14 protein-coding genes are annotated in these 24,251 nt (G+C 72.3%); 6 read left to right on the plus strand and 8 right to left on the minus strand.

Features of this window, described 5'->3' with window-relative positions; all coding sequences use genetic code 11:
* The first annotated feature begins 409 nt into the window (after positions 1 to 409).
* Positions 410 to 2,464, plus strand: coding sequence for a M23 family metallopeptidase (locus tag F6X53_RS18290; protein WP_373875826.1), 2,055 nt, complete (start codon positions 410 to 412; stop codon positions 2,462 to 2,464).
* A gap of 6 nt (positions 2,465 to 2,470) precedes the next feature.
* On the opposite strand, the gene gluQRS is transcribed toward F6X53_RS18290, so the two are convergent.
* From gluQRS to F6X53_RS18310, 4 genes are all read right to left on the minus strand, one after another.
* The gene (gene gluQRS / locus F6X53_RS18295) at positions 2,471 to 3,382 is read right to left on the minus strand and encodes a tRNA glutamyl-Q(34) synthetase GluQRS (RefSeq protein WP_373875828.1); all 912 of its coding nucleotides are present in this window, start codon (positions 3,380 to 3,382) and stop codon (positions 2,471 to 2,473) included.
* Positions 3,379 to 3,660: a hypothetical protein gene (locus F6X53_RS18300; protein WP_151001636.1), complete on the minus strand. Its 282-nt coding sequence runs from the start codon at positions 3,658 to 3,660 to the stop codon at positions 3,379 to 3,381. Before F6X53_RS18300 ends, gluQRS begins: the two co-directional genes overlap by 4 nt.
* 73 nt (positions 3,661 to 3,733) lie before the next feature.
* On the minus strand, positions 3,734 to 5,884 hold the full coding sequence (locus F6X53_RS18305) for an ATP-binding protein (protein WP_151001637.1): 2,151 nt from the start codon (positions 5,882 to 5,884) through the stop codon (positions 3,734 to 3,736).
* A 378-nt stretch (positions 5,885 to 6,262) separates the two neighbouring features.
* Positions 6,263 to 8,923 (minus strand): MGH1-like glycoside hydrolase domain-containing protein, encoded by a 2,661-nt coding sequence (locus F6X53_RS18310; RefSeq protein ID WP_151001638.1) that lies wholly within the window; start codon positions 8,921 to 8,923, stop codon positions 6,263 to 6,265.
* Between the two features lie 293 nt (positions 8,924 to 9,216).
* Between F6X53_RS18310 and trpA the strand changes: the two genes are divergently transcribed.
* The 4 genes from trpA (at position 9,217) to F6X53_RS18330 (ending at position 13,616) form a co-directional block, all read left to right on the plus strand.
* Positions 9,217 to 10,056, plus strand: a complete 840-nt coding sequence (gene trpA / locus F6X53_RS18315) for a tryptophan synthase subunit alpha (protein ID WP_151001639.1) — start codon at positions 9,217 to 9,219, stop codon at positions 10,054 to 10,056.
* A gap of 122 nt (positions 10,057 to 10,178) precedes the next feature.
* Positions 10,179 to 11,123, plus strand: coding sequence for an acetyl-CoA carboxylase, carboxyltransferase subunit beta (accD, locus tag F6X53_RS18320; protein ID WP_238295957.1), 945 nt, complete (start codon positions 10,179 to 10,181; stop codon positions 11,121 to 11,123).
* A gap of 13 nt (positions 11,124 to 11,136) precedes the next feature.
* A complete protein-coding gene (locus F6X53_RS18325) occupies positions 11,137 to 12,474 on the plus strand; it encodes a bifunctional folylpolyglutamate synthase/dihydrofolate synthase (RefSeq protein WP_151001640.1) in 1,338 nt (445 codons plus the stop codon).
* Positions 12,475 to 12,740: 266 nt separating this feature from the next.
* Positions 12,741 to 13,616 (plus strand): outer membrane protein, encoded by an 876-nt coding sequence (locus F6X53_RS18330; protein ID WP_151001641.1) that lies wholly within the window; start codon positions 12,741 to 12,743, stop codon positions 13,614 to 13,616.
* A gap of 177 nt (positions 13,617 to 13,793) precedes the next feature.
* Here F6X53_RS18330 and trxA read toward each other — a convergent pair whose 3' ends face one another.
* Complete coding sequence (gene trxA / locus F6X53_RS18335) at positions 13,794 to 14,123, minus strand: thioredoxin (RefSeq protein WP_151001642.1); 330 nt, start codon at positions 14,121 to 14,123, stop codon at positions 13,794 to 13,796.
* Between the two features lie 378 nt (positions 14,124 to 14,501).
* Between trxA and F6X53_RS18340 the strand changes: the two genes are divergently transcribed.
* A complete protein-coding gene (locus F6X53_RS18340; protein WP_151001643.1) occupies positions 14,502 to 15,794 on the plus strand; it encodes a PQQ-dependent sugar dehydrogenase in 1,293 nt (430 codons plus the stop codon).
* A 472-nt stretch (positions 15,795 to 16,266) separates the two neighbouring features.
* Here the strand turns inward: F6X53_RS18340 and addA are convergent, their stop codons facing one another.
* The 3 genes from addA to F6X53_RS18355 form a co-directional block, all read right to left on the minus strand.
* Positions 16,267 to 19,737: a double-strand break repair helicase AddA gene (gene addA, locus F6X53_RS18345; protein ID WP_151001644.1), complete on the minus strand. Its 3,471-nt coding sequence runs from the start codon at positions 19,735 to 19,737 to the stop codon at positions 16,267 to 16,269.
* A complete protein-coding gene (gene addB / locus F6X53_RS18350) occupies positions 19,737 to 22,862 on the minus strand; it encodes a double-strand break repair protein AddB (protein ID WP_151001645.1) in 3,126 nt (1,041 codons plus the stop codon). The genes addA and addB overlap by 1 nt, the downstream gene beginning before the upstream one ends.
* Positions 22,863 to 23,481: 619 nt before the next feature.
* Positions 23,482 to 24,231 (minus strand): nucleotidyltransferase family protein, encoded by a 750-nt coding sequence (locus F6X53_RS18355; RefSeq protein WP_151001646.1) that lies wholly within the window; start codon positions 24,229 to 24,231, stop codon positions 23,482 to 23,484.
* Positions 24,232 to 24,251: the final 20 nt, after the last annotated feature.

A 24,251-nucleotide genomic window follows, 5' to 3' on the forward strand; every position in this document is an offset into this window, starting at 1 on the left:
TCGCGGACCCGAACCCCGACACCGCCCCGACACGAACGGCAAAGCATCCGGCTTAACACCGGACCCACCAACCCGCATCGGACAGAAAACAGCAGCGCCAGAACCGCTCCCGCAGCTCAGCGCCGTTGAGAGGCATATAGGCAGCCGCTCCCCGCCGGTCAACCCGGAATTTGCCGCAGCGCAAAATCAGCGGGACCAGCGCGGGCCGGGACGGGCCAGGAGCTCGCCTGCGGCTTGATCGGCGTTGCGGCTCCATTTGCGTATCGGGCGCCTCAATCTCGACATGCTGCGCCCGGACATGCTTTCTCCTGAAGCAGGCCGGCTCGCCCGGTCGAGGATCGTCCCGCTCCGAGCTTCGTCGCAGGAGCGGGGCCGCGGGGCGTCGGCGACCCTGGCACAAGGAATGTCCGTGAAGCGGGGCCGTCTCAAGATCCAAGACGCGGATGCGGGCGGGCGCCCGGCCGAGACGGCGCACGGGGTCGAGCCGCCGCTCGACCTCCTGGGTGCCGATGCCGCCCGGATCGACCGTCGCGAGGTGAACCTGCGCTGGCTCTGCGCGAGCGCCCTCACGGGCCTCACCGGCGCGGGGCTGATCGGCGCGGCGCTCCACGTCTCGCTGCAGGGCGACGTCTCCTTCGCGGCAATCCCCGAGCGGGCCGCGATCGTGGTTCGCCCGCAACCGAGCGAGGGCGGCACCAATCTCGCCCGCAAGGGCGATCGGCTGGTGCGCAACCTGATGATCGCCTCGGCCAAGCAGAGCTTCCGCTCCCCCGTCACGGTGCGCCTCGGCGAGCGCGAGATCATCAAGGTCCGTCCCTTCGTGCGGGTCTCGACGGCACTGTCGATGTCGACCGGCGTCTTCGCGGGCGAGGTCCCCCGGTTCGATCCGATGAAGTTCGTCTCGGACGAACCGTTGGAACGGGCCGCCGATACGAATGGGGCCGAGGCGCCGGGCGCCGAGGTCTCGGTGGTCAAGCGCGAGCTGGCTGAGGTCGCGGTCGAGACCAGCGCGCCCGCCCTCGGGGACGACGACGTGACCGCGCAGGTCGAGGAGGAGCGCCGCATTGCCGCGGAGGCCGGCCGGCGCACGGCGCTGCCGCTCGCTCCCCAGATCATGCTCTCGCGCACCCTGCAGCAGGGGCTGACGGGACCGGATTTCGACACCGCGAACGCGATGCCGAAGGAGGGCAGCCCCTTCAAGTCGATCGACGTGCTGGTCGTGCCTGAGAACGTCACCAAGCTCGCCAAGGTCGAGCTCCGCGCGAGCGAGACCCCCCTCGTCGAGGAGCGGGACCTCGCGCTGAAGCGCGGCGACACCCTTGAGGGCGTCCTCAAGGCGACCGGCCACATCGCGGACGACCAGATCCGCGCGGTGATCGCCGCACTCGGCGGGCGCGGGCGCACCGCCGCCCTCGCGGAGGGCCAGCAATTCCGCGTCCAGATCGCCCCGGGCACCAAGCGCGGCGACCCGCGTCAGGTGACCCGGGTGATCCTCTACGGCGAGAACGGCATCGAGGGCATCGCGGCGATGAACGATCGCGGCGCGTTCGTCTCGGTGGCGCCACCGACCGAGGATGCGCCGGCCCGGCCGAAGGCCCCCGTCACGGCCGAGAATGGCGAGGACGAGGAGGAGGGCGGCTCCGGCCCGCGGCTCTACCAGAGCCTCTACGAGACGGCCGCGCGCCACGACCTGCCGCGCTCCACCGTCGAAGATGTCGTGCGGGTGTTCAGCTACGACGTCGATTTCCAGCGTCGCATCTCCAGCGGCGACAACCTCGACGTGTTCTACACCTACGACGAAGATGCCGGACAGGGCGCGGCCGAGCGGCCGGATCTCCTCTACGCCGCGCTGAACCTCGGCGGCGAGAGCCGCAAGATCTACCGGTTCCAGTCCCCCGATGACGGCTCCATCGACTATCTCGACGAGCAGGGCCGATCGCTCAAGAAGTTCCTGATCCGCAAGCCCATCGCGGACGGCATCATGCGCTCGGGCTTCGGCTACCGGCGCCACCCGATCCTCGGCTACGCCAAGCTCCATACCGGCGTCGACTGGGCGAACCCGATCGGGACGCCGATCGTCGCCGCCGGCAACGGCACGGTGATCAAGGCGGAGTGGGATTCGGGCTACGGGCGCCGGGTCGAGATCCAGCACATCAACGGCTACGTCACGACCTACAACCACATGTCGCGGTTCGGCCGGGGCGTCAGCGCGGGCGCCAAGGTGCGGCAGGGCCAGGTGATCGGTTATGTCGGGTCGACCGGCCTCTCGACCGGCGCCCACCTCCATTACGAGGTGATCATCAACGGCCACTTCGTCGATCCGATGAAGATCCGGGTGCCCCGCGGGCGGGAGCTCGATGGGCGGCTGCTCGCCGAGTTCAAGCGCCAGCGCGAGCAGATCGAGGGCGTGATGCAGAAGGCGCGCAGCGCCACCGTGATGGCGCAGCGCGACGCGATGCGCTGAGGCCCCTCAGGCGACGCCCGGCACCGGAAAGCCGAGCTGCGCCCGGATCGCTGCGGGCGTGACGCCCTCGGCCCGCAGATCCTGCAGGGATTGCGATCCCTTCGACTTGGCGAGCTTCTCCCCCGCCGGGTCCCGGATCAGGGCGTGGTGGTGGTAGCGCGGGCTCGGCAGGCCGAGCAGGCGCTGCAGCAGCAGGTGGAGATCGGTCGCGGCCTCGAGATCCTGGCCCCGGACCACGTGGGTGACCCCTTGCGCGGCATCGTCGTGGACGACGGCGAGGTGATAGCTCGTCGGCACGTCGCGCCGGGCGATCACGGCGTCGCCCCAGCGCGCGGGATCGGCCGGAACGGTCCGCACCGCGCCCTGGCTGTCGAAGGCCAGATACGCGTAGGCGCCGGGCTCGCCCGCACGGGCCGGTTCCCTCAGCGCGCGCGCCATGTCGAGGCGCCAGGTATGGGGGGTGCCCATTGCCTGCCGGGCCGCGACCTCCGTGGCCGCGAGATGCCGGCAGGTGCCGGGATAGAGCGGCGTCCCGTCCGGGTCGCGGCGAACCGGATCCTGTCCGTGATCGGCAGGGGCAGCCGACACGGCCGCCGCCGCGATGGCGGAGCGGGAGCAGAAGCACGGATAGGCGAGGCCCCGCGCCGCGAGGGCCGCCAGGTCAGCGCGGTACTCGGGCAGATGTTCGGATTGGCGGCGCACGGGTCCGTCGAAGCGCAGGCCGAGCCAGGCCAGATCCGCCTCGATCGCGGCCGCGAGGTCGGGCCGGGAGCGCACAGGGTCGATATCCTCGATGCGCAGGAGCAGGCGCCCGCCGAGGCGCGCGGCGAGGGCGGCGTTGAGCAGGGCCGAGTAGGCGTGCCCGCGATGCAGCCGGCCGTTCGGGCTCGGGGCGAAGCGCAGGACGGGCGGGCTCACCCGCCGGATGGGCGCAGGCAGCGATCCTTCGTCGGGGTGCAGGCGATGCCGGGCAGCGAGCAGGCGGCCCCGTCCGCGCTGCGCTGGCAGACGCGGCAGCCGTCGCTCCATTCGAGGCAGGCCGTATCCTCGCCGGGCTTCGCGGCGGCGTGGTGCGGCGCGGGGCCGGGCACGAGGGCTCCGATGAGCACGGTGGCGGCGACGAGCGCCGCGACGCTCCAGGCGATGACGCCGTCGCGCGCGGATGGACTCTGATCCTGGATTGTCGGGGTCGTCATGGCTTCCAGTTGGCGTGGGGGCCCCGGCCTGTCAACGCGCGAAGCCCGCCGACGCGGCGCGCGCCGAGCGCTCTCAGGCAGCGCACGCCGTGTGGCGGTCGAGGAGGCCCGGCAGGGCCCGGAGGTTCAGGGGCTTCGGCAGGAAGCCGTCGAACCCCGCCGCGCGGGCCGCCCGCTCGTCCTCCTGGCCGGCATTGGCCGTGAGCGCGACGAGATGGAGCCGGTCCCCCGAGGTCCCGGCCATCGCCTCCGCCGACCGGATGCGCCGCGCGGTCTCGAGCCCGTCGAGGCCCGGCATGCGGATGTCGATCAGGGCGAGGTCGAAGCTCTCGGGCTCGGCGAGGCGGGCCAGGGCCTCCAGCCCGTCGCGGGCCAGCACGACCCGGGCGCCGAGGCGTTCGAGGGCCTTGCGGGCCAGGAGCGCGTTGATGGGATTGTCCTCGGCGAGCAGGACGCGGGGTCCGGCCGGGGCCGATCGGGGCGCGACCGGACTTGGCTTAGATTGGCTTGGCTCGGCTCGGCTTGCCTCGGCTTGGCTTGGCTCGGCTTGGCTTGGCGCAGCCGGCACCGGGGGCGGCAGGGCGGGGAATGGCGCGGGCTCCGCCAGCGCCTCGCTCGACCGGACCGGGGCGAGGAGGCGGTCGAACAGGGAGCGCGCCCGCACCGGCTTGATCAGGTAGCTGTCGAAGCCGGCGGCGCCCGGCGCGCCGAACTCGCGCCGGTCGAAGGGCGAGAGCAGGACCAGGCTGCAGCGCACGCCGCTGGCGCGAGCCGCATCGGCGAGGCGTCGCACGGTCTCGTCGCCGAGGGCCCGGTCGGCGATGAGGGCGTCGAATCGAGCCGCCGGCAGGGCGGCCAGGCCGGCCTCGGGATTCGGCACCACCACGGCGGCGGCGCCGGAGCGCGACAGGCGGCGGGCGAGATAGGGCGCCTGGAACGGCGAATCCGCCACGATCAGGATGCGGCGCCCCCCGAGATCGACCCGGGGGACGGGGGCCGGCCGCGCGGCGCTCTGCGTGGGCGACGCTTCGGGCAAGGGCAGCATCACCCGGAAGGTCGAGCCGCGCCCGAGGCGCGATTCCGCCTCGATCCGGCCGCCCATCCGGGCGACGAGGCGCCGGGTGATGGCGAGCCCGAGCCCGGTCCCCTCGTGCGGGCTGCTCGCGCTGTTGTCGCCCTGCTCGAACTCCTCGAACAGGATCGGGATCCGGTCCTCCGGGATGCCCGGCCCGGTATCCGAGATCGACAGCGCCAAGCCCTCGCCATGGCGGCCGAGGCTGACCCCTACGCCACCCGCATGCGTGAACTTGATGGCGTTGCCCGCGAGGTTGAGGAGGATCTGGCGCACCCGCTCGGCATCGCCCACCACGAGGGGCGCGAGGTCGTCGGCGACGTCGAGGGCGATCTCGATGCCCTTGTCCTGGGCGCGGGGCGCCAGCAATTCGACCACTGCCTCCGCGACGGCGGCCATGTCGAAGGGCTCGGCCGCGAGGTCGAGGCGCCCGGCCTCGATACGGGAGAAATCCAGGATGCCGTCGATCAGGCCGAGGAGCGCCTTGCCGCTGGTGCGCACCGCGTCGACATAGGTGCGCTGCTCGGGGTCGAGCCCGGTCTCGAGGACGAGGTCGGCCATGCCCAGGATGCCGTTCAGCGGCGTGCGGAATTCGTGGCTGACGGTGGCGAGGAAGCGCGACTTCGCCACGTTGGCGGCCTCGGCGCGCGCCAGCGCCTCGTCGAGGGAGCGCGTCGCCTCGATGCGGCCCGTGATGTCGATCCCCGCCCGCAGCCATTGCGGCGGCGCGCCCTCGCGCAAGACCGGCATCTCCACGAAGGAGAACCAGCGCGGCACCCCGTCGGCGGGCAGGACCTGCGCCTCGACGCGGCGGATGCCGTCGGGGTCGCGGACCACATTCCGATCCTCCAGCACCTGCAGGTCGAGGGTGGCGCCGACGAGGTCGAGGGGGCTGCGGCCGAGGAGCCGCGCGAAGCCCGCATTGGCGAAGGTGATTCGCCCGAGCGCGTCGCGCTGGACGATGATTTCCATGGTGGCCTCCACGAGGGCGCGGTAGCGCTCCTCGCTCTCGGAGATCCGGTCGATGCGCCCGTGCAGGTCCTCGACCGCCGCCTCCTCGCGGCCCGGACGCGCGCGGCGCCAGACCAGGGCGGCGAGCGAGAAGGCGGCGGCGAGGAGCGCGAGGACGAGGGTGACGTCCTTCAGATCCATGACGAGGGGTCCATGACGGTCTCCGGCGGGCACGGGAGACCCTGCAAGTGGAGGATCGCAGGACAGATTGAAGGAGCGCTTGCGAAAGGCGCTTAAGGAAGGATTGCGGCGATCGCGACAGGTGTTCGGGACAAGTATTCGGAACGGTAATCGCGAAAGGCGGCATCGCCACGCGACATTGTCCGCGCGTTCGCGCCGGGGCATGGCCGAGAGGGCCGCGAAGGGTGGCGCGGCAGGCCGCGAGACCAGTCGCGGGTTCCGCCCCTCCGCAAGGTGTCCTGTCGGGAGGCCGGGGCAGTGCCGCCTCACCGCCCGAAGGTTCGGGCCGGCCCGCAGCCGCGGCGCGCGGTCATCGCACGCGCGGCGGAGCGATCTCCCTCACGGCCGCATCCGGTCCGCCGGGCCCGTCGCGCATTGCTGGATCAGGAGGGCGACGAGGCCGGACCAGCCGGTCTGGTGGGAGGCGCCGACGCCGCGGCCGGTATCGCCGTCGTAATACTCGTAGAACAGCACGTGATCGCGAAAATGCGGATCCTCCTGCTCCAGGCGGGAGGTGCCGTAGACGGGGCGGCGCCCGTCCGGCCCCCGGGTCGAGAGGGCGACGAGGCGGCGGGATAGGTCGTCGGCGATCTCCTGCAGGGAGTGGAATCGGCCCGAGCCCGTCGGGGCCTCGACGCGGAAATCCGGGCCGTAATAATCGTGGAAGCGGTGCAGGCTCTCGATCAGCAGGTAGTTGACGGGGAGCCAGACCGGTCCCCGCCAGTTCGAGTTGCCGCCGAAGAGCCGCGAGCGGGATTCGGCGGGCTCGTAGGCGAGGCCGAGGTCACGCCCGTTCCAGGGGAAGCAGAAGGGCGCGTCGGCATAGACCCGCGAGACCCCGCGCACCCCGTGATCCGACAGGAACTCGGCCGGGTCGAGCATCCGGCGCAGCAGCGCCTTGAGCCGGTGGCCGCGCAGCAGCGAGAGCAGGCCCGTGCGGCCCTGGCCCGGCTCGTTCCAGCGCGAGACCAGGCTCGCGAGGTCCGGCCGGTTCTGCAGGAAGAAGCGCAGGCGCGCCGTGAAGCCCGGCAGGCGCGCGGTCTCGGCCTCGGACAGGACCGCCACCGCGTAGATCGGGATCAGCCCCACCAGGGTGCGGACGCGGATCGGCCGGCGGGCGCCCGATCGGGTCTCGATCACATCGTAGAAGAACCCGTCCTCCTCGTCCCAGACGCCCTCGCCGGTGGCTGCCGCGATCAGCAGGAAATGCTCGAAGAACTTGCCCGCCATGTCCTCGTAGGTGCGGTCCTGCAGCGCCAGCTCGATGGCGATGCGCATCAGGTTGAGGGCGAACATCGCCATCCAGGCGGTGGCATCCGACTGGGTGAGTTCGTCGCCGTTGCCGATGGGCTTCGAGCGGTCGAAGATCCCGATATTGTCGAGGCCGAGGAAGCCGCCCTGGAACAGGTTGCGCCCTTCCTGGTCCTTGCGGTTCACCCACCAGGTGAAGTTCAGAATCATCCGGTTGAAGATGCGCTTGAGGAAATCGTGGTCCGGCGTTCCGGTCAGCGCCCGGTCGAGCTCGAACACCCGCCAGGCCGCCCAGGCGTGCAAGGGCGGGTTGGCATCGCCGAATCCCCATTCGTAAGCCGGCAAAGCGGCGTTCGGATGGGTGTAGGCCTCATCGACCAGCAGCAGGAGCTGGCCCTTGGCGAAATCGGGATCGACCATCGCCAGGACGAGGCTCTGCAGCGCGAGGTCCCAGGAGGCGAACCAGGGATATTCCCAGGCATCCGGCATCGAGATGATGTCGTTGGCGCGCACATGCCGCCAATCGCTGTTGCGGGCGTGGCGGCGCGCCTCCGGGGGCGGCGGCTGGGCCGGGTCGCCCGCGAGCCACTCGCGCATGTCGTAATGGTAGAGCTGCTTCGACCAGAGCATGCCGGCGAGCGCCTGCCTCTGGACCCGGGCGAGGTCCGGGTCGGCGATGTCGCGCTGGAGTGCGGCGTAGAACGCGTCGGCCTCGGCGTGGCGCTCGGCGAAGACCGCGTCGAAATCCGCGAACGGCGCGCCGCCGGCGCCCGCGCGGCGGAAGCGCAGGCGCAGGACCTTCGCCTCGCCGGGCCCGAGATCGAGCCAGTGCAGGGCGGCGCATTTGGTGCCGGCGCGGGCCGGGTTCACGGCGCCCGCCTCGCCCTGGACGAGGTAGCGGTCGATGCCGTCCTTGGTGAAGGCCGTCGGGTCGCCGGTGCCGAACAGCCGGTGCGTGTTGGTGTCGTTCTCGGTGAAGAGCCAGGCGGGCGCGCCGTCGGCGTCGAGGCGCATCGGCGGCATGTCCGGGTGGGCGGCCGAGACCCCGTCCCCGTCCTGCGCGAGCGCGGGGCGCAGGGCCCCCGGGCGCCAGGACCAGATGTTGCGGGCGAAGAGCTGCGGCAGCACTGCGAGGCGCGTCGGCTCGGGGCCGCGGTTCGTCACGGTGATCCGCATCAGGATGTCGTCGGGGGCGGCCTTGGCGTAGGCGATCTCGACGTCGCTGTAGCGGCCCTCGTCGAACAGCCCGGTGTCGAGGATCTCGAATTCCGGGTCGTCGAGGCCGCGGCGGCGGTTCTCGGCGACGAGCGCCTCGTAGGGATAGGCCGCGTGCGGGTACTTGTAGAGCATCCGCATGAGGGTGTGGGTCGGGGTTCCGTCGAGGTAGTAGTAGAGTTCCTTGACGTCCTCGCCGTGGTTGCCCTCCTGGTTGGTGAGGCCGAACAGGCGCTCCTTCAGGATCGGGTCGCGCCCGTTCCAGAGAGCGAGCGCGAGGCACCAGTTGAGATGGGTGTCGCCGAAGCCCCCGATCCCGTCCTCGCCCCAGCGATAGGCGCGGGAGCGGGCATGGTCGTGGGGCAGGTAGTCCCAGGCCTCGCCGTCGGCGCTGTAATCCTCCCGCACCGTTCCCCATTGGCGCTCGCTGAGATACGGCCCCCAGAGCCGCCAGGCCGGATCCGTGCGGGCCGCGACGAGGCGCCGGCCCTCGGCGGTCTCGAAGATCGGGGGAGCCTTGCAGGTATCGGCCATCTCGCGCCTCCGGCATCGCGCGACCGGGGCCGCGGCGCCTGGGCATATGGGACGCGGGGCCCGCGCGCCCACCGCACGGCCGCGCTTGCAGGGCTGCGGGGCCGCGCTTGCGGGGCTGCGGAGGCGCGCTTGGCCGCGCTTGGCCGCCCGCGGCCGGCTTTCGCTTCACCCTGGGGCCCCGATGGTGTAGGCGCGGCGGCTTGATGCCCCGATCGGCGCCGGCCGGTCGTCCGATCCCGCGCGGGTCCCCGCGCCGGGAAGCCCGAGCCGAAGTCCGAGCCGGACCCTGAGCCATGACCGACTCCCTCAACCGCATCGACGCCACCTTCGCCCGCTGCCGCGCGGAGGGACGCGCCGCCCTCGTCACCTACGTGATGGCCGGCGACCCCGACCCGGAGACCTCCCTGAAGGTCCTGGAATCGCTGCCGGCCTCCGGCGCCGACATCGTGGAATTCGGCCTGCCCTTCACCGACCCGATGGCGGACGGCCCCGCGATCCAGGCCGCCGGCTTGCGGGCGCTGAAGGGCGGCCAGGGCGTGGTGAGGACGCTGGAGCTCGTGCGCCGTTTCCGCGCCGGCAACGCCGATACGCCCGTGATCCTGATGGGCTATTACAACCCGATCCATGCCTACGGGGTCGCGCGCTTCCTCGAGGACGCGGTGGAGGCCGGGATCGACGGGCTGATCGTCGTCGACCTGCCGCCGGAGGAGGATGACGAGCTCTGCCTGCCGGCCTTGGCCCGGGGCCTCGCCTTCATCCGCCTCGCGACGCCGACGACCGACGAGCGCCGCCTGCCCGCCGTCCTCGCGAACACGGCGGGCTTCGTCTACTACGTCTCGATCACGGGCATCACCGGAACGGCGACGCCCGATTTCGGCAGGGTCGCGGAGGCGGTGGGCCGCATCCGGCGCCACACCGACCTGCCCGTGGTGGTGGGCTTCGGGGTGAAGACCGGCGCCCACGCCGCCGCGATCGCCCGGGGGGCGGACGGGGTCGTGGTGGGCTCGGCCCTCGTCGACGCGCTGGCGCGCTCCCTCGATGCCGAGGGCCGGGCGGGGCCGGACAGCGTCGCGGCGGTGACGGGGCTCGTGCGCGAACTCGCCGAAGGCGTGCGCTCGGCCAGGAAAGCGTAAGGCGGCACCGACCGGGTGCCGGGCGGCCCCGGCCGGATACTGGCCGGCCCCCGGGCCGCCACACTGGCGGGATACCCGCCGAGACCTGATATCAAGCGGTGGCTCGAACCGGACGACGCGCGATGAAAGTGGAACCGATGAACTGGATCTCGGAGGTGGTGCGCCCCAGGATCAAGACCCTGTTCAAGCGCGAGACCCCGGAGAATCTCTGGATCAAGTGCCCGGACACGGGCCAGATGGTGTTCCACAAGGAGGTGGAGGGGAACCACTGGGTGATTCCCGGCTCCGAGCACCATCTGAAGATGAGCGCTCAGGCGCGCCTCAAGATGATGTTCGACGAGGGCACCTGGATCGACGTGCCGCTCCCCGAGGTGGCGCCCGACCCGCTCAAGTTCCGCGACGAGAAGCGCTACGTCGACCGCCTCAAGGAGGCGCGGGCCAAGACCGGGATGGCCGACGCGTTCAAGGTCGGGTACGGCCGTGTCGGCGGCCTTCCGATGACGCTGGCCGCGCAGGAATTCGGCTTCATGGCGGGCTCTCTCGGCATGGCGGCCGGCGAGGCCTTCATCCGCGGCGCCGAGACGGCCCTCGACAAGCGCACCCCCTTCGTCCTGTTCTCGGCCTCCGGCGGCGCGCGCATGCAGGAGGGCATTCTCTCGCTGATGCAGATGCCGCGCACCACGGTGGCGGTGCGCCGCCTCAACGCCGCGCGCCTCCCCTACATCGTGGTGCTGACGAACCCGACCACGGGCGGCGTCACCGCCTCCTACGCGATGCTGGGCGACGTGCACCTGGCCGAGCCCGGCGCGCTGATCTGCTTTGCCGGCCCCCGCGTGATCGAGCAGACCATCCGGGAGAAGCTGCCCGACGGCTTCCAGCGCGCCGAGTACCTGCGCGAGCACGGCATGGTGGACCAGGTGGTGCACCGCCACGCCCTCAAGGAGACCGTGACCCGCCTCTGCGGCCTCCTGATGAACACGCCCGATTCGAACGGCGCCCGCGCCATGAACCCGTCACCCGCCCAACTCCCGGCCCAGGCCTCTCTGCCCCTGCCCGAGCCGGCCTGACACGACGCGACCCATGGATTCTTCCGACGCGCTGATGGCGCGCTTCCTCGCCCTGCATCCGCGCACGATCGACCTGTCGCTCGGGCGCATCCAAGGCTTGCTGGCCAAGCTCAACCATCCCGAGCGGCGCCTGCCGCCGGTGATCCACGTGGCCGGCACCAACGGCAAGGGCTCCACCATCGCCTTCATGCGGGCCATCCTGGAGGCGGGGGGCTTGGCGGCCCACGTCTACACCTCGCCCCATCTGGTGCGCTTCCACGAGCGCATCCGGCTCGGCGCCATCGGGGGCGGCCACTTCGTGCCGGAGGACCGCCTCGCCGACGCCTTCGCGCGCTGCGAGGCGGTCAATGGGGGTGACCCGATCACCGTCTTCGAGATCACCACCGCCGCGGCGCTGCTGCTGTTCTCGGAAGTGCCTGCCGACGTGCTCCTCCTCGAAGTGGGCCTGGGCGGCCGGGTCGATGCCACGAACGTGATCGACGCGCCCGCCGCCGCCGTCGTCACCCCGATCGGACGCGACCACGCGGAATATCTCGGCGACACCGTCGCGGCGGTGGCGGGGGAGAAGGCCGGCATCTTCAAGCGCGGCTGCCCCGCAATCATCGCGGCCCAGGATTACGCCGAGGCCGACGCGGTGCTCTGCCGCCATGCCGAGGCGGTCGGCGCCGGGCCCATCCGCGTCGGCAACCAGGATTTCTCGGTCCACGAGGAGCGCGGCCGCCTCGTCTACCAGGACGAGACCGACCTGTTCGACCTGCCGCTGCCGCGCCTCAGCGGACGCCATCAGCTCACCAATGCGGGCACCGCCATCGCGGCCCTGCGCGCGGCGGGCTTCGGGGACATCGGGGTCGCGGCCATCGAGACGGGCCTGCGCAGCGTCGACTGGCCCGGGCGCCTGCAGCGCCTCGCCCGCGGCCACCTCGCCCAGTTGGTCGCCGACCAGCTGCCGGCCGGCACCGAGCTCTGGCTCGACGGCGGCCACAACATCGATGGCGGGCGCATCCTCGCCGCCGCCGTGGCGGATCTCGGCGACCGCAGCGACGTCCCCCTGGTGCTGATCGTCGGGCTCCTGGGCACTAAGGATGCCGAGGGCTTCCTGCGCAACTTCGTCGGGCTTTCCCGCGCCCTCATCGCGGTGCCGATCGCCGGCCAGATGGCGGCCCGGCCCGCCGAGGAAGTCGCCCAGATCGCCGCCTCGGTGGGCCTCAGCGCCCGCGTCGCCGCGAGCGTCGAGGCGGCCCTCGCGATGGTCTCCGACATCGCCTTCGAGCAGCCGCCCCGCATCCTGATCTGCGGCTCGCTCTATCTCGCGGGCGCGGTGCTGACCGCGAACGGCACCCCGCCGACCTGAGGGGCTTCGCAGCTCGCGTGCAACAAAGGTTATGGCGCAACCTTGTTCGGCAACCTGCTTGATTTTCAAGGGAATCGGCAGGTTCCAGCCGGCCCTGATGCCTCCGGGACGGGCCGAGATCAGGCCGTGAACAGCAATCCCCGCTATCCACCATTGACATCGGCCGGGTGCGGAGCCGGACCCGGTGTGTCCTCAGCGCTACATCTTAACTGTGGAAAATCCCGTAGTTTCGCCATCGATCGGGCACAATGCTGGGGATCATAAAAGTGAAGAAGCTTCTCACCTCGTTTGCGGCCTTTACGGCCCTCACCGCGGCCGCCACGGCCGCCGATCTGCCGCGCCGCGCCGCGCCGCCGATCTTCACCCCTGTTCCGGTGTTCACCTGGACGGGCTTCTACGCCGGTTTCAACGCTGGTTACGGCTTCGATGCCAGCAACAACGGCGCTCCGACCGTCGTGAACCTGCCGGCCGCTTCCGGCCTGTTCCGTAACGCCGCGAACACCGCGTTCGTCCCGGGCCAGGTTGCTTTCAGCAACGGCAGCAGCAACGACGGCTTCGTCGGCGGTGGTCAGATCGGCTACAACTACCAGTTCACCCCGGGCTCGGGCCTGGTCGTGGGTATCGAGGCTGACGCTCAGTACGTCGACTTCGGCCGCAACCGGAACCGCTTCGCCTTCGCGACGCTGCCGGCCGGCGGCTTCGTGACCCCGGGCTCGCTGGTGTTCAACCCGAACGGTCAGGCCAGCCTCGACTTCTTCGGCACCGTCCGCGGCCGCATCGGTTACGCCTTCGACCGCGTCCTGTTCTACGGCACCGGCGGCTTCGCCTACGGCGCTGGCGGCGGCCGTCAGTTCGGCCTGCCGAACGGCAGCCGTGACGACTTCCGCACCGGCTGGACCGCCGGCGGCGGCGTCGAGTACGCCCTCCCGACCGACTCGTTCCTGAACTTCTTCCGCTCCTCGGCGGTGACGCTCAAGGTCGAAGGCCTCTACGTCAACCTCGAGAACAACAACCGCCTCAACGGCGCCTTCGCGGTTCTGCCGAACGGCAATGTCCTGAACACCGGCCTCCTCGGCCGTCGCCAGGACACCGAGTTCGCCGTCGTGCGCGCCGGTCTGAACTACAAGTTCGGCACCTACTAAGCCGACGATACGGTCTCGAAACCGGAAGGCCTGGCTCCTCGGAGCCAGGCCTTTTTTCGTTGGGCCGCGCGACCGGCCGCTGCCGGGGAGGCCCGCACGAAAAAAGCCCGGCTCGCACGAGCCGGGCTTCTGGCATTGGCCCGCGGCGCCCAGGAAGGCGCCGCGCGAGAGTCTGTCTCAGGCGTTGGCGGTCTGGGCCGCGATCCAGCGGGAGAGGTCGCCCTTCGGCGCCGCGCCCACCTTCTGGTCCACGCGCTGGCCGCCCTTGAACAGGAGCAGCGTCGGGATCGACCGGATGCCGTATTGCGAGGCGATGCCGGGATTCTCGTCGACATTGACCTTGGCGATCTTCACCCGGCCCTGCAAATCCGCGGAGATCTCCTCGAGCGCCGGCCCGATCTGCCGACAGGGACCGCACCACTCCGCCCAGAAATCCACGACGACGGGCTCGGCGGAGTTGAGAACATCCTGCTCGAAGCTCGCATCGGTCACTTTCACCGTCGCCATCTTGGTCCCTTTCCGGTTTCACGGGTGAGGCTGAAACACGCCATCCCGCGACTGAGGCAGAATTGGCGACGCCGTGACACGGGGTCAAGGCACCCGACGGCCGGCGCAGCCCAGGAACGCAAAGCTGTCATGCATCGCGGGGCCTCGCGGGCAGCCCGCAGGGCCGATCCGTGCCGGGGCTGGCTTGGCGCGAAAGACCCTCTCCTGTCGCACAGGCCTCGCCTTGGCGGTCGCTCCGCCCCATCTCCCGCCCCAAGCCTTAGCCGATCAGGTCCGCGCGATTCCCTGCGCCGGCTTGCCGGCGCCCGCGCCGCGCTCTGCGCGGCGAGACCCCGACCCGGCTCCGCAAGGTCGGGCCCGCATGGAGGAATTCCGCACGTGACGCGCATTCGCCCGATCCTGCTCGCCACCGCCGCCGCCCTGAGCCTCGGCCTCCCCGCCCGCGCGCAGGAGACGGGGGGCGCCGAACCCCGCCCGTCGCGGGTCGAGGGCGATGCCTTCTCGGCCCCGTCGAGTGCGGCGGACGGCAACAAGCCGGCCGAGACCCAGGCGCCGAATGCCGGCTACAAGCCGCTCCTACCGAACCAGACCCGGGCCCCGACGCCGAGCGAGGCCACCAAGGTCGACGTGGCGACGGTGGCCCAGGGCCTCGCCAGCCCCTGGGCGCTGGAATTCCTGCCCGACGGGCGCATGATCGTGACCGAGAAGGCCGGCAAGATCCGGATCGTCGGCAAGGACGGCAGCCTGGGGCAGCCGCTCGCGGGCGTCCCCAAGGTCGACGCGCGGGGCCAGGGCGGCCTCCTCGACATCGCGCTCAGCCCGAGCTTCGCCTCGGACCGCCTCGTCTACATCAGCTATTCCGAGCCCCGCGAGAAGGGCAACGGCACCACGGTGGCGAAGGCCAAGCTCGTGGAGAGCGGCGGCTCGGGGAAGCTCGACGGCTTCAAGGTCATCTTCCGGCAGATGCCGACCTATGACGGCGACAAGCATTTCGGCTCGCGCCTGGCCTTCGCGCCGGACGGCAAGCTGTTCGTGACCGTGGGCGAGCGTTCGGACAAGCAGACCCGGGGCCAGGCCCAGGACCTGTCGAGCGGCCTCGGCAAGGTCTTCCGCATCGACACCGACGGCAATGCCCCGAAGGACAACCCCTTCGCGGGCAGCGACAAGGCCAAACCCGAGATCTGGTCCTACGGCCACCGCAACGTCCAGGGCGCGGCCCTCGACGGCCAGGGCCGCCTCTGGACCATCGAGCACGGGCCGCGCGGAGGCGACGAGCTGAACCGGCCCCGGCCGGGCCTGAATTACGGCTGGCCGCTCGTCAGCTACGGGATCGAGTATTCCGGCGAGAAGATCGGCGAGGGCATCACCCAGGCGGGCGGTACGGTGCAGCCGGTCTATTACTGGGACCCGGTGATCGGCCCCTCGAGCCTCGTGCTCTATACCGGCTCGCTGTTCCCGGCCTGGAAGGATGCCTTCCTGGTCGGCGGCCTCGTCAGCAACGGCCTCGTAGCGCTCAAGCTCGACGGCGACAAGGTCATCACCGAGGAGCGCATCCCCCTCGACACCCGCATCCGCGACGTGAAGGTCGCCCCCGACGGCGCGATCTACGCCCTCACGGACGGCCAGGACGGGAAGATCCTGAAGCTCACCCCGAAGGACAAGCAGGGCTGACGCCCTGTCCGTGGTGCCGGGGCGTTTACCAGCAAGCCCGGATGGCAGGGCAGGCGTCAGAAGCGGCGCGAGCAAGCGCGCCGCGGACCCCCTCTCCTGTTCGGGAGAGGGTTGGGGTGAGGGATGCGACCTATCCGGAGAGGTCGCATCCCTCACCCGGTCGGCTCGCGCCGACTCGACCTCTCCCGAACGGGAGAGGTGGGGTGCTTCGCAGCCTCGGGATGACGGCGCGGGCGGCGCGACGGGCCCCCTCTCCCGTTCGGGAGAGGGTTGGGGTGAGGGGTGCGACTTACCCGGAGAAGTCGCACCCCTCACCCGGTCGGCTCGCGCCGACTCGACCTCTCCCGCACGGGAGAGGTGGGGCGCCGACCCGCCCCTCCAAACCGTCGTTCTTGGGCGCCGGGGGCGGCCCTGGGACGAGAGGCGGTTGTCGGGATGGTGCCGCCGCGCGCCCTGCCTCGGCGGAGAGCCATCAGGACAGTCGCGCCAGCGCCGCCGCGATCTCCGTCGCGTCGAGGCGGCGGATCACCGGGCCCGAGGTCCAGACCAGCATCGGCACGATGCGATGGTCCGGATAGATGCGGGCGAGGAGCGTCGCGTAGAGGGCGATCTGGCTCGCCGCGGCTTCAGGCGGCGGCGCGTCGTCCTGGGGCGGGCGGCCGGTCTTGAAATCCGCGATCAGCACCGTGTCCTGCGTGACCGCGAGGCGGTCGACCCGGCCGAAGACCGGGCGCTCCGCCCCCCCGACCGTGACCCGCCCCGAGACGGTCACCTCGGCGCGCGCCGCGCGGGCGAAGAGGGGCGCGAGATCGGGCTCGTCGAGGAGGCGCAGGGCCGCCCGGACGATGCCCGCGCGCTTGGGCTCCGGCAGGGCGGGCGCCCGCGCCCGCACGTAGCCGGTGGCCGCGGCCTCGCGCCCGTCGGGATCGAGGCGCGGCAGGTGCTCCAGCAGGGAATGAATCAGGACGCCGCGCCGGCGCGCCTCGGCATCGGCCTCGCGGCGCTCCGGGATGCGCTGGCCATCGGCCGCGCGCAGGGCCCCCGAGGGCGTCAGGGGCGGGGCGGCCTCGGCCTCCGGTGTCACCGGGGCCCGGAGCCAGGCGGGCGGTGCCGCCGGCGCGGTCGCACCCTCCGCGGGCGTGAGCCCGGGATGGGCGGAGGCCCCCTCCGGCCAGAGGGTGATCGGGCCGTAGGGCGTCTCGATCGCCTCGCCCGCCCCGAAGGCGCGGGTCAGGCCCTCGCGGATCATCTCGCACCACGAGGCCTCGGTCTCGCGGTCGCGGCCCCGATAGGGCGCGATCACGAGCCGGTCGGCCGCGCGCGTCATCGCGACGTAGAGGAGGCGGTTGTGCTCCTCGCGCGCGCGGGCCTGCCAGGCGGCGCGGGCCGCGGCGGTGGCGGCGCAATCGTGGGCCTTGGCGCTCGACCAGACCGGCGGCAGCGCGGCCTCGTCGGCCCCCTCCGCCGGTCGCCCCATGGGCAGCAGCGGCGGGTCGTTGCGGCCGAGGGGCTCGCAGCCATCGATCACCACCACGACCGGGGCTTCCAGGCCCTTCGCCCCGTGGACCGTCATGACCCGGACCTCGTCACGGCCGGATTCGAGATCGCGCTTGACCGTGTGTCCCGCCTCCCCCCGCCCGGTCGGGCCGGCGTAGCGGGCGAGGAAGCCGCCGAGCGAGGGCGCGTCGCTGCCTTGCTCCGCCTGGGCGGCAGCGGCCAGGAACACGTCGATGGCATCGCCCGCCTCGCCGCCGAGACGGGCCACGAGGCGGGCCCGGCCCTGCTCGGGCCCGAGCAGCGCGGCGTAGAAGCCGAAGGGGCCGTGCGCGCCGGCGAGCCGGATCCAGCCCTCGAGCGCCGTGAGGCCGCGCAACGCCGCCGGATCGCCGGCGCGCGCGTGGCGGTGGAGCGCGTCCTCCAGTGTCTCCGCGAGTTCGCGCCGGGCGGCGATCCGCACGAGGTCGTCGTCGGTGAGGCCGACCAGCGGCGTCTTGAGGGCAGAGGCGAGCGTCAGGTCGTCGGCCGGCAGGAGACCGGCGCGGCCCAGGGCCACGAGATCGTTGACGGCGATATGCGCCGCGACATCGAGCCGGTCCTGGCCTGCCACCGGCACGCCGAGGCCCTTGAGGGCGCGGATGACCTCCTCGAAGGCGGCGCCGCGCTTGCGCACCAGGATCAGGATCTCGCCCGGCCGGCGGCGATGGCCGCGCGCGTCGCCGCTGGTGATCCAGGCTTTCACCGCGCGGGCGATGCGGCGCGCCGTGCGGATCGCGGGGGCGTTGGCCTCGGGCGCGTCGACGGGGGCCGTCCAGGCGTCGGGCTCGACCTCGTCGGCGGGCTCCTCGATCGGCCAGAGCTCCACCGCGCCGGGCGCCGCGCCGCGGGCGGTGGAATGCACCGTGCCGGTCGCGGCATCGTCGAAGGAGAGGCCGTTGTAATGCGCCGGCACCGCGAAGGTGGCGTCCACCGCCCGCAGCACGCCGTGGCTCGACCGGAACGACAGGGTCAGGCCGACATCGGCGAAGGGTAGCTCGGCCGCCTGCGCGTCGCGGGCCCAGGCGCGGCGCGTCACCTCGAACTCGCGCGGCTCGGCCCCCTGGAAGCTGTAGATCGACTGTTTCGGGTCACCCACCGCGAAGCGCGTCCGGGCGACGTTGCGGGCGCCCTCGCCCGCCGCGAACTCGGCGGTGATGCGGCGCAGGATCTCCCATTGATGCGGGTTCGTGTCCTGTGCCTCGTCGATCAGGACGTGGTCGACGCCGCGGTCGAGCTTGTACAGGACCCAGCCCGCCCCGACCCGCGAGAGCAGGTCGAGGGTCTTGTGGATCAGGTCGTCGAAATCGAGGGCGCCGAGGCGGGCCTTCTGGGCCTCGACGCGGCGGTGAATCTCGGCGGCGAGCGTGAACAGCGCCCGGGTGCGCCCCTGCGCGCGCGCGCCCCGCAGGATGTCGAACAGCCCCTCCAGCCGGTTGCGCTCGGCCACGAGCGCCTCGCGGATCGCCTCCGGAACCGCCTTGGTGCCGAGGCTTTTGGCCGATTTCGCCTCGTCCTTCTGGGTGAAGAAGACGGAGCGGTAGGCCTCGAGCGCCCCCGCCGGGTCGCCCGCGCTCCGCGCGGCGACGGCCTGCGCAAGCCCGTCGGCGAGCGCCTCGTCGGTAGATTTGCCCGTGCGCAGGGCGTCGATCGCGCTCTCCCAATCGTCGAGGCGCTCGAGAATACGGGCCTCGATCGCCTCGGCGCTCTCTTCCGCAGCGAGGCCGAGCGCCCGCGACAGAGCGGCGAATTGCGGCGCGAGACCCTGGCGGTGCGACAGCACGGTGCGGGCCTGGATCGCCGCCCGGATCGCCTTGCGGAGCGCGTCGCCCGCCGCCTCCGGCGCCACGACGGCGTGGGCGGCCTCCAGCTCCGGGTGGCCGCCCATGATCGCGTCGGCCAGCACGTTGTCGGTCTCGATCGCGAAGGCCTCGCGGGACTGGTTCTCGTCGAGGACGACGAACCGGGCCGGCACATTCGCCTCGAACGGGAACATGTGCAGCAGCCGCTCGCAGAGCGCGTGCAGGGTCTCGATCTTGAGGCCCCCCGGCGTCTCGACCGCGCGCGCGAAGAGGCGGCGGGCCGCCTCCAGGCGCTGGCGCGAGGGCCGCTCGCCGGTGAGGCCGGTCAGCTCGGCCGAGAGGGCCTCGTCGTCGAGGGTCACCCAGCGGCCGAGGCGCTGGAAGACGCGGATCGACATGTTGGCGGCGGCCGCCTTGGTGAAGGTGAGGCAGAGGATGCGCCCCGGCGCCGCCCCGTCGAGGAGGAGCCGCACCACCCGGTCGGTGAGGACCTTGGTCTTGCCGGCCCCGGCATTGGCCGAGACCCAGGCCGAGGCGCGCGGATCCGCCGCCCGGCGCTGAGCCGCCTCGGTCAATTCGTCGACGATGAAGACTTCGCGCCGCGACATCAGCTCTCCCCCTCGCCGCCGAGCGACCATTCGAGCACGCGGGCGAGGTGGTCGTAATCGCCGTAGGCGCGGGCGTATTTCGGGTAGGGACGGGAGATGTAGGCCGCCTCCCCCGTGAGGAAGCGGGCGACGAGGCCGCGCAGGCGCTCGGCATGCTCGGCCACGATCGCCTCGACCGGCCGCGCGTCGCCCCGCGGCGGCTTCAGGGGCTGCGGCGTCAGGGGTTTGCGCCCGCCCGAGGCGTAGAGGTAGAGGAGGTCGGGGCTGGTCCTGGCGGCGGGCACGCCCTTGAAGGCGCCCGCCATCAGCATCGCGGCCTCAAGCGTCAGCTGGGGCGAGAAGCCGGCATAGACCTCCTTGTTGCTCGGCGGCGCCCCCGTCTTGAAGTCGACGATGCAGGCGCCGCCATCCTGGCGCCGCTCGATCCGGTCGGCGCGGGCGCGCAGCGTGAAGCTCTCGGCTCCCATCGGGATCACCCACTTGCCGGAGATCTCCGGGTGGATCCGGGCGAGGTCGGGCCGGCGCGCCCGCTCCCAGGGCAGGAAGGCGGCGGCGAGCCGGACGTAGCGCGGCCACCACTCGGCGTAGAGTTCCGGATAGGTGTCGGCGATCTGCGCGAAGGCGTTGGATGCGAGTCCGAACAGGATTTCGTCGGCAAAATTCGGCAGCGCCTCCGGATGGTTGCCGGCAAAACTGCCGAGAATATCGTGAATCAGGGTGCCGCGCTCGCTCGCGCCCGGGAGCGCCGCCACGGGTTCCAGCGGGTCGAGCCCGAGGACGTGGCGGGCGAAGATGACGTAGGGGTCGCGCACCAGGGTCTCGATCTCGGTGACGCTGAGGCTGCGCGGGAACAGGGCCGGGTCGGCCTTGGGCTTGGGCTGGGTCAGGCGCGGCTGCGGCGGCGCCGTGTCGAGGGCCGCCGCGTAGGCCGCGAAGCGCGCGCCGGCCCGGATCGTGCCCGTCCAGGCATCCTCGCCCACGAAGGCGCGCATCCGCTGCAGGAAGCGCGACGGCACCGTGGGCGCGCCCTCGCGCTTGGCCGAACGGGTGATCAGCGCGTCGCGGGTGCCCAGCGCCTGCACGAAATCGTGGGCGCTCTGGCCGATGCGGCGCTCTGGCGGGTTGAGGCCGACGCGCTCCCGCATCGGGCGGTTTAGGAAGGCGTCGGTGGTCGTCTTCATCGGCCAGACGCCCTCGTCGAGGCCGCCGAGCACCACCCGGTCGGCGGTGAGGAGGCGGGCCTCGAGGAGACCGAGGATGCGCAGCCGCGGATGCGGCGCCGGCCCGGCGCAGGGCACCACCCGCTCGCGCGCGAGGGCGGTGAAGAAAGCCGGATAATCGCCGAAGCGCCCGGGCAGCAGACCGGGCTCGGCAAGCCCGAGCTCGTCGAACAGGCTGTCGAGGCAGCCGAGCGAGGCATCCGCCGGCGGGTCCTCCTCCGCGTCGGGGCCGGCGATGAGCCAATCGCAGGTCTCGCGGTGGCGGCCCGCGACCTCGACGAGATTGCAGGGACCCTGCTCGTCCGGGCCGGGAAAGTTCGCGAAGGCCAGGGTCAGGCGCGCGACCAGGTCCTCCGCCAGGTCCCAGTCGATCTCCTTCAGGCGCCGCTTGGCGCGGGGGCGACGCTCGCCGGGCTTCGGCACGCGCGCATCCGCCAGCGCCCGGCGCAAGCCTTCGAAGCCGGGGGCCGGGGCGGGACCGCGCAGGACGCCGATCTCCAGCGCGGCGGCACCGCGCACCACCTCGGACCGGGTCCGGCCGAGGCGGACCAGAGGGTGGGCAAGCAGCGTGATCAGGCGCGCCGGATGGACCTCGGCGGCGAGCTCGGCGGCGAGCCGCGCGAGGCGCCCGGCCGGGCTGCGGGCGAGCGCCAGGCCCGCCGAATCCTCGGCGACGATGCCCCAGCGGGCGAGCTCCGCCGCGACCCGGATGGCGAGGCCGCGATCAGGGGTGACGAGGGCCGCGGTGGCGCCGGGCGTCTCCAGGGTCTCGCGGAGCGCGATCGCGGCGATCAGCGCCTCCTCGCGCTCGTCCGCCGCCTCCGCCACGGCGAGGCCGGCGAGGCCGCGTGTCGCGATCACGGCCCGCTCCGGCGCCGCGATCCGGGCCCAGGCATCGGTGGTCTCGGCCGGGCGCAGGGCCTGCGACAGGAGCGTCGCGCGGGCGCGGGCCTCCGCGTCGGGCGCACCGAGCGCCGTCACGGTCTCGCGCGGCAGGTTCAGCCCGCTCCCCCCCATCAGCCGGTGCAGCACCGCCTGCGGATGCCCGTGGGCGATCTCGCGCGCGAAGCCCTCCCCGGTCTCGATCGCGTCCCAGCCGCCCTGATCGAGTTCGAGGTCGAGGCCGGGCAGCACCACGGCGCCCCGGGGCAGGCCCGCCACCGCCGCGATCAGCCGCGCGGTCACCGGGACCGAGCCGGTGGAGCCCGCCACCACGATCGCCTCCTCCGGGCGCTCGCGCCGCAGGCGCTCCGCTTCCGCGAGCACCAGGGTGCGGGCGCGCGAGACCGGATCGCTCATGCCGCGCTCGGCCAGGATCCGCGGCCAGGCCTCGGCGGCAATGCGGACGAAATCGAGGGTCAGACCGAAATATTGCGAGTACTCGGCCTCGACCGCGCTGCCGATCTCGGACCAGGGCAGGCCCTCGACCGTGAGCGCATCCATCAACCGCTCGAGATCGGCCGCGAGGCCGACCGCGTCCGAGGGCGAGGAGGGCACGAGGAAGGGCACGTCGTCGTCGATCGGCAGGAGCTTGCGGTCGACGGTCTCGGCCCAGGCCTGGACCAGGCGGGCAAGGATCAGCCGGCGCTCGAGGGGCGGCATCGACGGGTTGAGGGCGTCCGGCCCATTCTCGAGGAGCGGGTTGGCGGCGAGGTCGAGCTCGGCCTCGTCGGCCTCGCCGAGCGGCACCATGCGGGGCAGCAGGGCGGCGGCGCCGAGGCGCTCGGCCAGGATCGCCGCCAGCGCCCGGGCGGCGCGGCGCGTCGGCAGGTAGATGGTCACCCCGGCGAGCGCCAGCGGGTCCGCCCCGAGATCACCGACAAGGCGGCCGGCAATCAGCGCGTCGGCCAGAGCCGGGAGGAAGGGCGCACCGGGCGGAACGGTGAAGAGGCGGGACTCAAGCATCAGGCTTCACCGCGCGACCGCCGATCCCGAACGAAGGTCGGATTCCTCACCCGTTCCGCTTTCGCGGATTCGACCACTCCCGAAGAGGTAGGGTGGGCAGCGCGACGGGCCCCCTCTCCCGTTCGGGAGAGGGTTGGGGTGAGGGGTGCGCGCTGTCCGGAAAGGTCGCACCCCTCACCCGGTCGGCTCGCGCCGACTCGACCTCTCCCGGACGGGAGAGGTGGGGCGCATTGTCCCAAGGCTCCGTTTCGAAGCCCCGGGATGACGGCGCGGGCAGCGCGGCGGGCCCCCTCTCCCGTGCGGGAGAGGGTTGGGGTGAGGGGTGCGCGCTGTCCGGAAAGGTCGCAATCCTCACCCGGTCGGCTCGCGCCGACTCGACCTCTCCCGGACGGGAGAGGTCGGGCGCACCACCGTTCCAGGGCTCCGCTTCGCTGCCCCGGGATGACGGCGCAGGCAGCATGACGGACTCCCTCTCCCGAACGGGAAAAGCGGGCCGCGCCGGCGCCATTGAGCGCGTGCCGCACTCGCATACCCATCCCCGTCGCCGATCTCTGCATTCCGCCGGACCAGTTTTATCTGTTCGCCATCTGTTCCGCAATCGCGGCACGATGCGCGGGCCTCACGGCACCTGCGCGCTCAGCCGCACCCGCGCCTCGGCGGCCGCGATGGCGTCCGGGGTGCCCACATGCAGCCATTGCCCGTCGAGGCGCAGGCCGAACAGGCGGCCCCGATCGATGGCGCGGTCGAACAGGAGGTTGAGGGAGAAGGCGTCGTCCGGGGTGTCGGCGAAGAGGGCCGGCTTCAGGATCGCCACGCCCGCGTAGATGAAGGGCGCGACCTCGCGCTCGCCGCGCCGCTCCAGGCGGCCGTCCGGGTCCATCACGAAATCGCCCTTGCCCTCGTAGCCGAGGCTGGTGGCGGTGGGCGCCACGAGGAGCAGGATATCCATGCCCTCCGGGTCCCATTTCCCGATCAGGCGGGCGAGGTTCGGGGCCGGGCCTTCGAGCCAGAACGAATCGGAGTTGAAGACCACGAAAGGGTCGGCGCCGAGGAGGCCAAGGGCCTTCTTCACGCCGCCGCCGGTCTCCAGCAGGGCGTCGCGCTCGTCCGAGATCCGGATCGCGGGCGCCTCGGTGCGGCGGGCGAGATGGCCCTCGATGAGGTCGGCGAGCCAGTGCACGTTGACCACGGCCTGCGTGATGCCCCCTTCCGCCGCCCGGTCGAGGGCGTGGTCGAGGAGGGCCTTGCCGGCGACTTCCACGAGGGGCTTCGGCAGCGTCGCGGTGACGGGCCGCATGCGCTTGCCGAGCCCCGCCGCGAGGACGAAGGCGCGGGTGATGGCGGGCGGATTCGGCTCGGACTCGCTCATGTCGGGCTCGCGCGAAACTC

It is taken from the genome of Methylobacterium soli, assembly GCF_008806385.1.
Taxonomy (GTDB): Bacteria; Pseudomonadota; Alphaproteobacteria; order Rhizobiales; family Beijerinckiaceae; genus Methylobacterium; species Methylobacterium soli.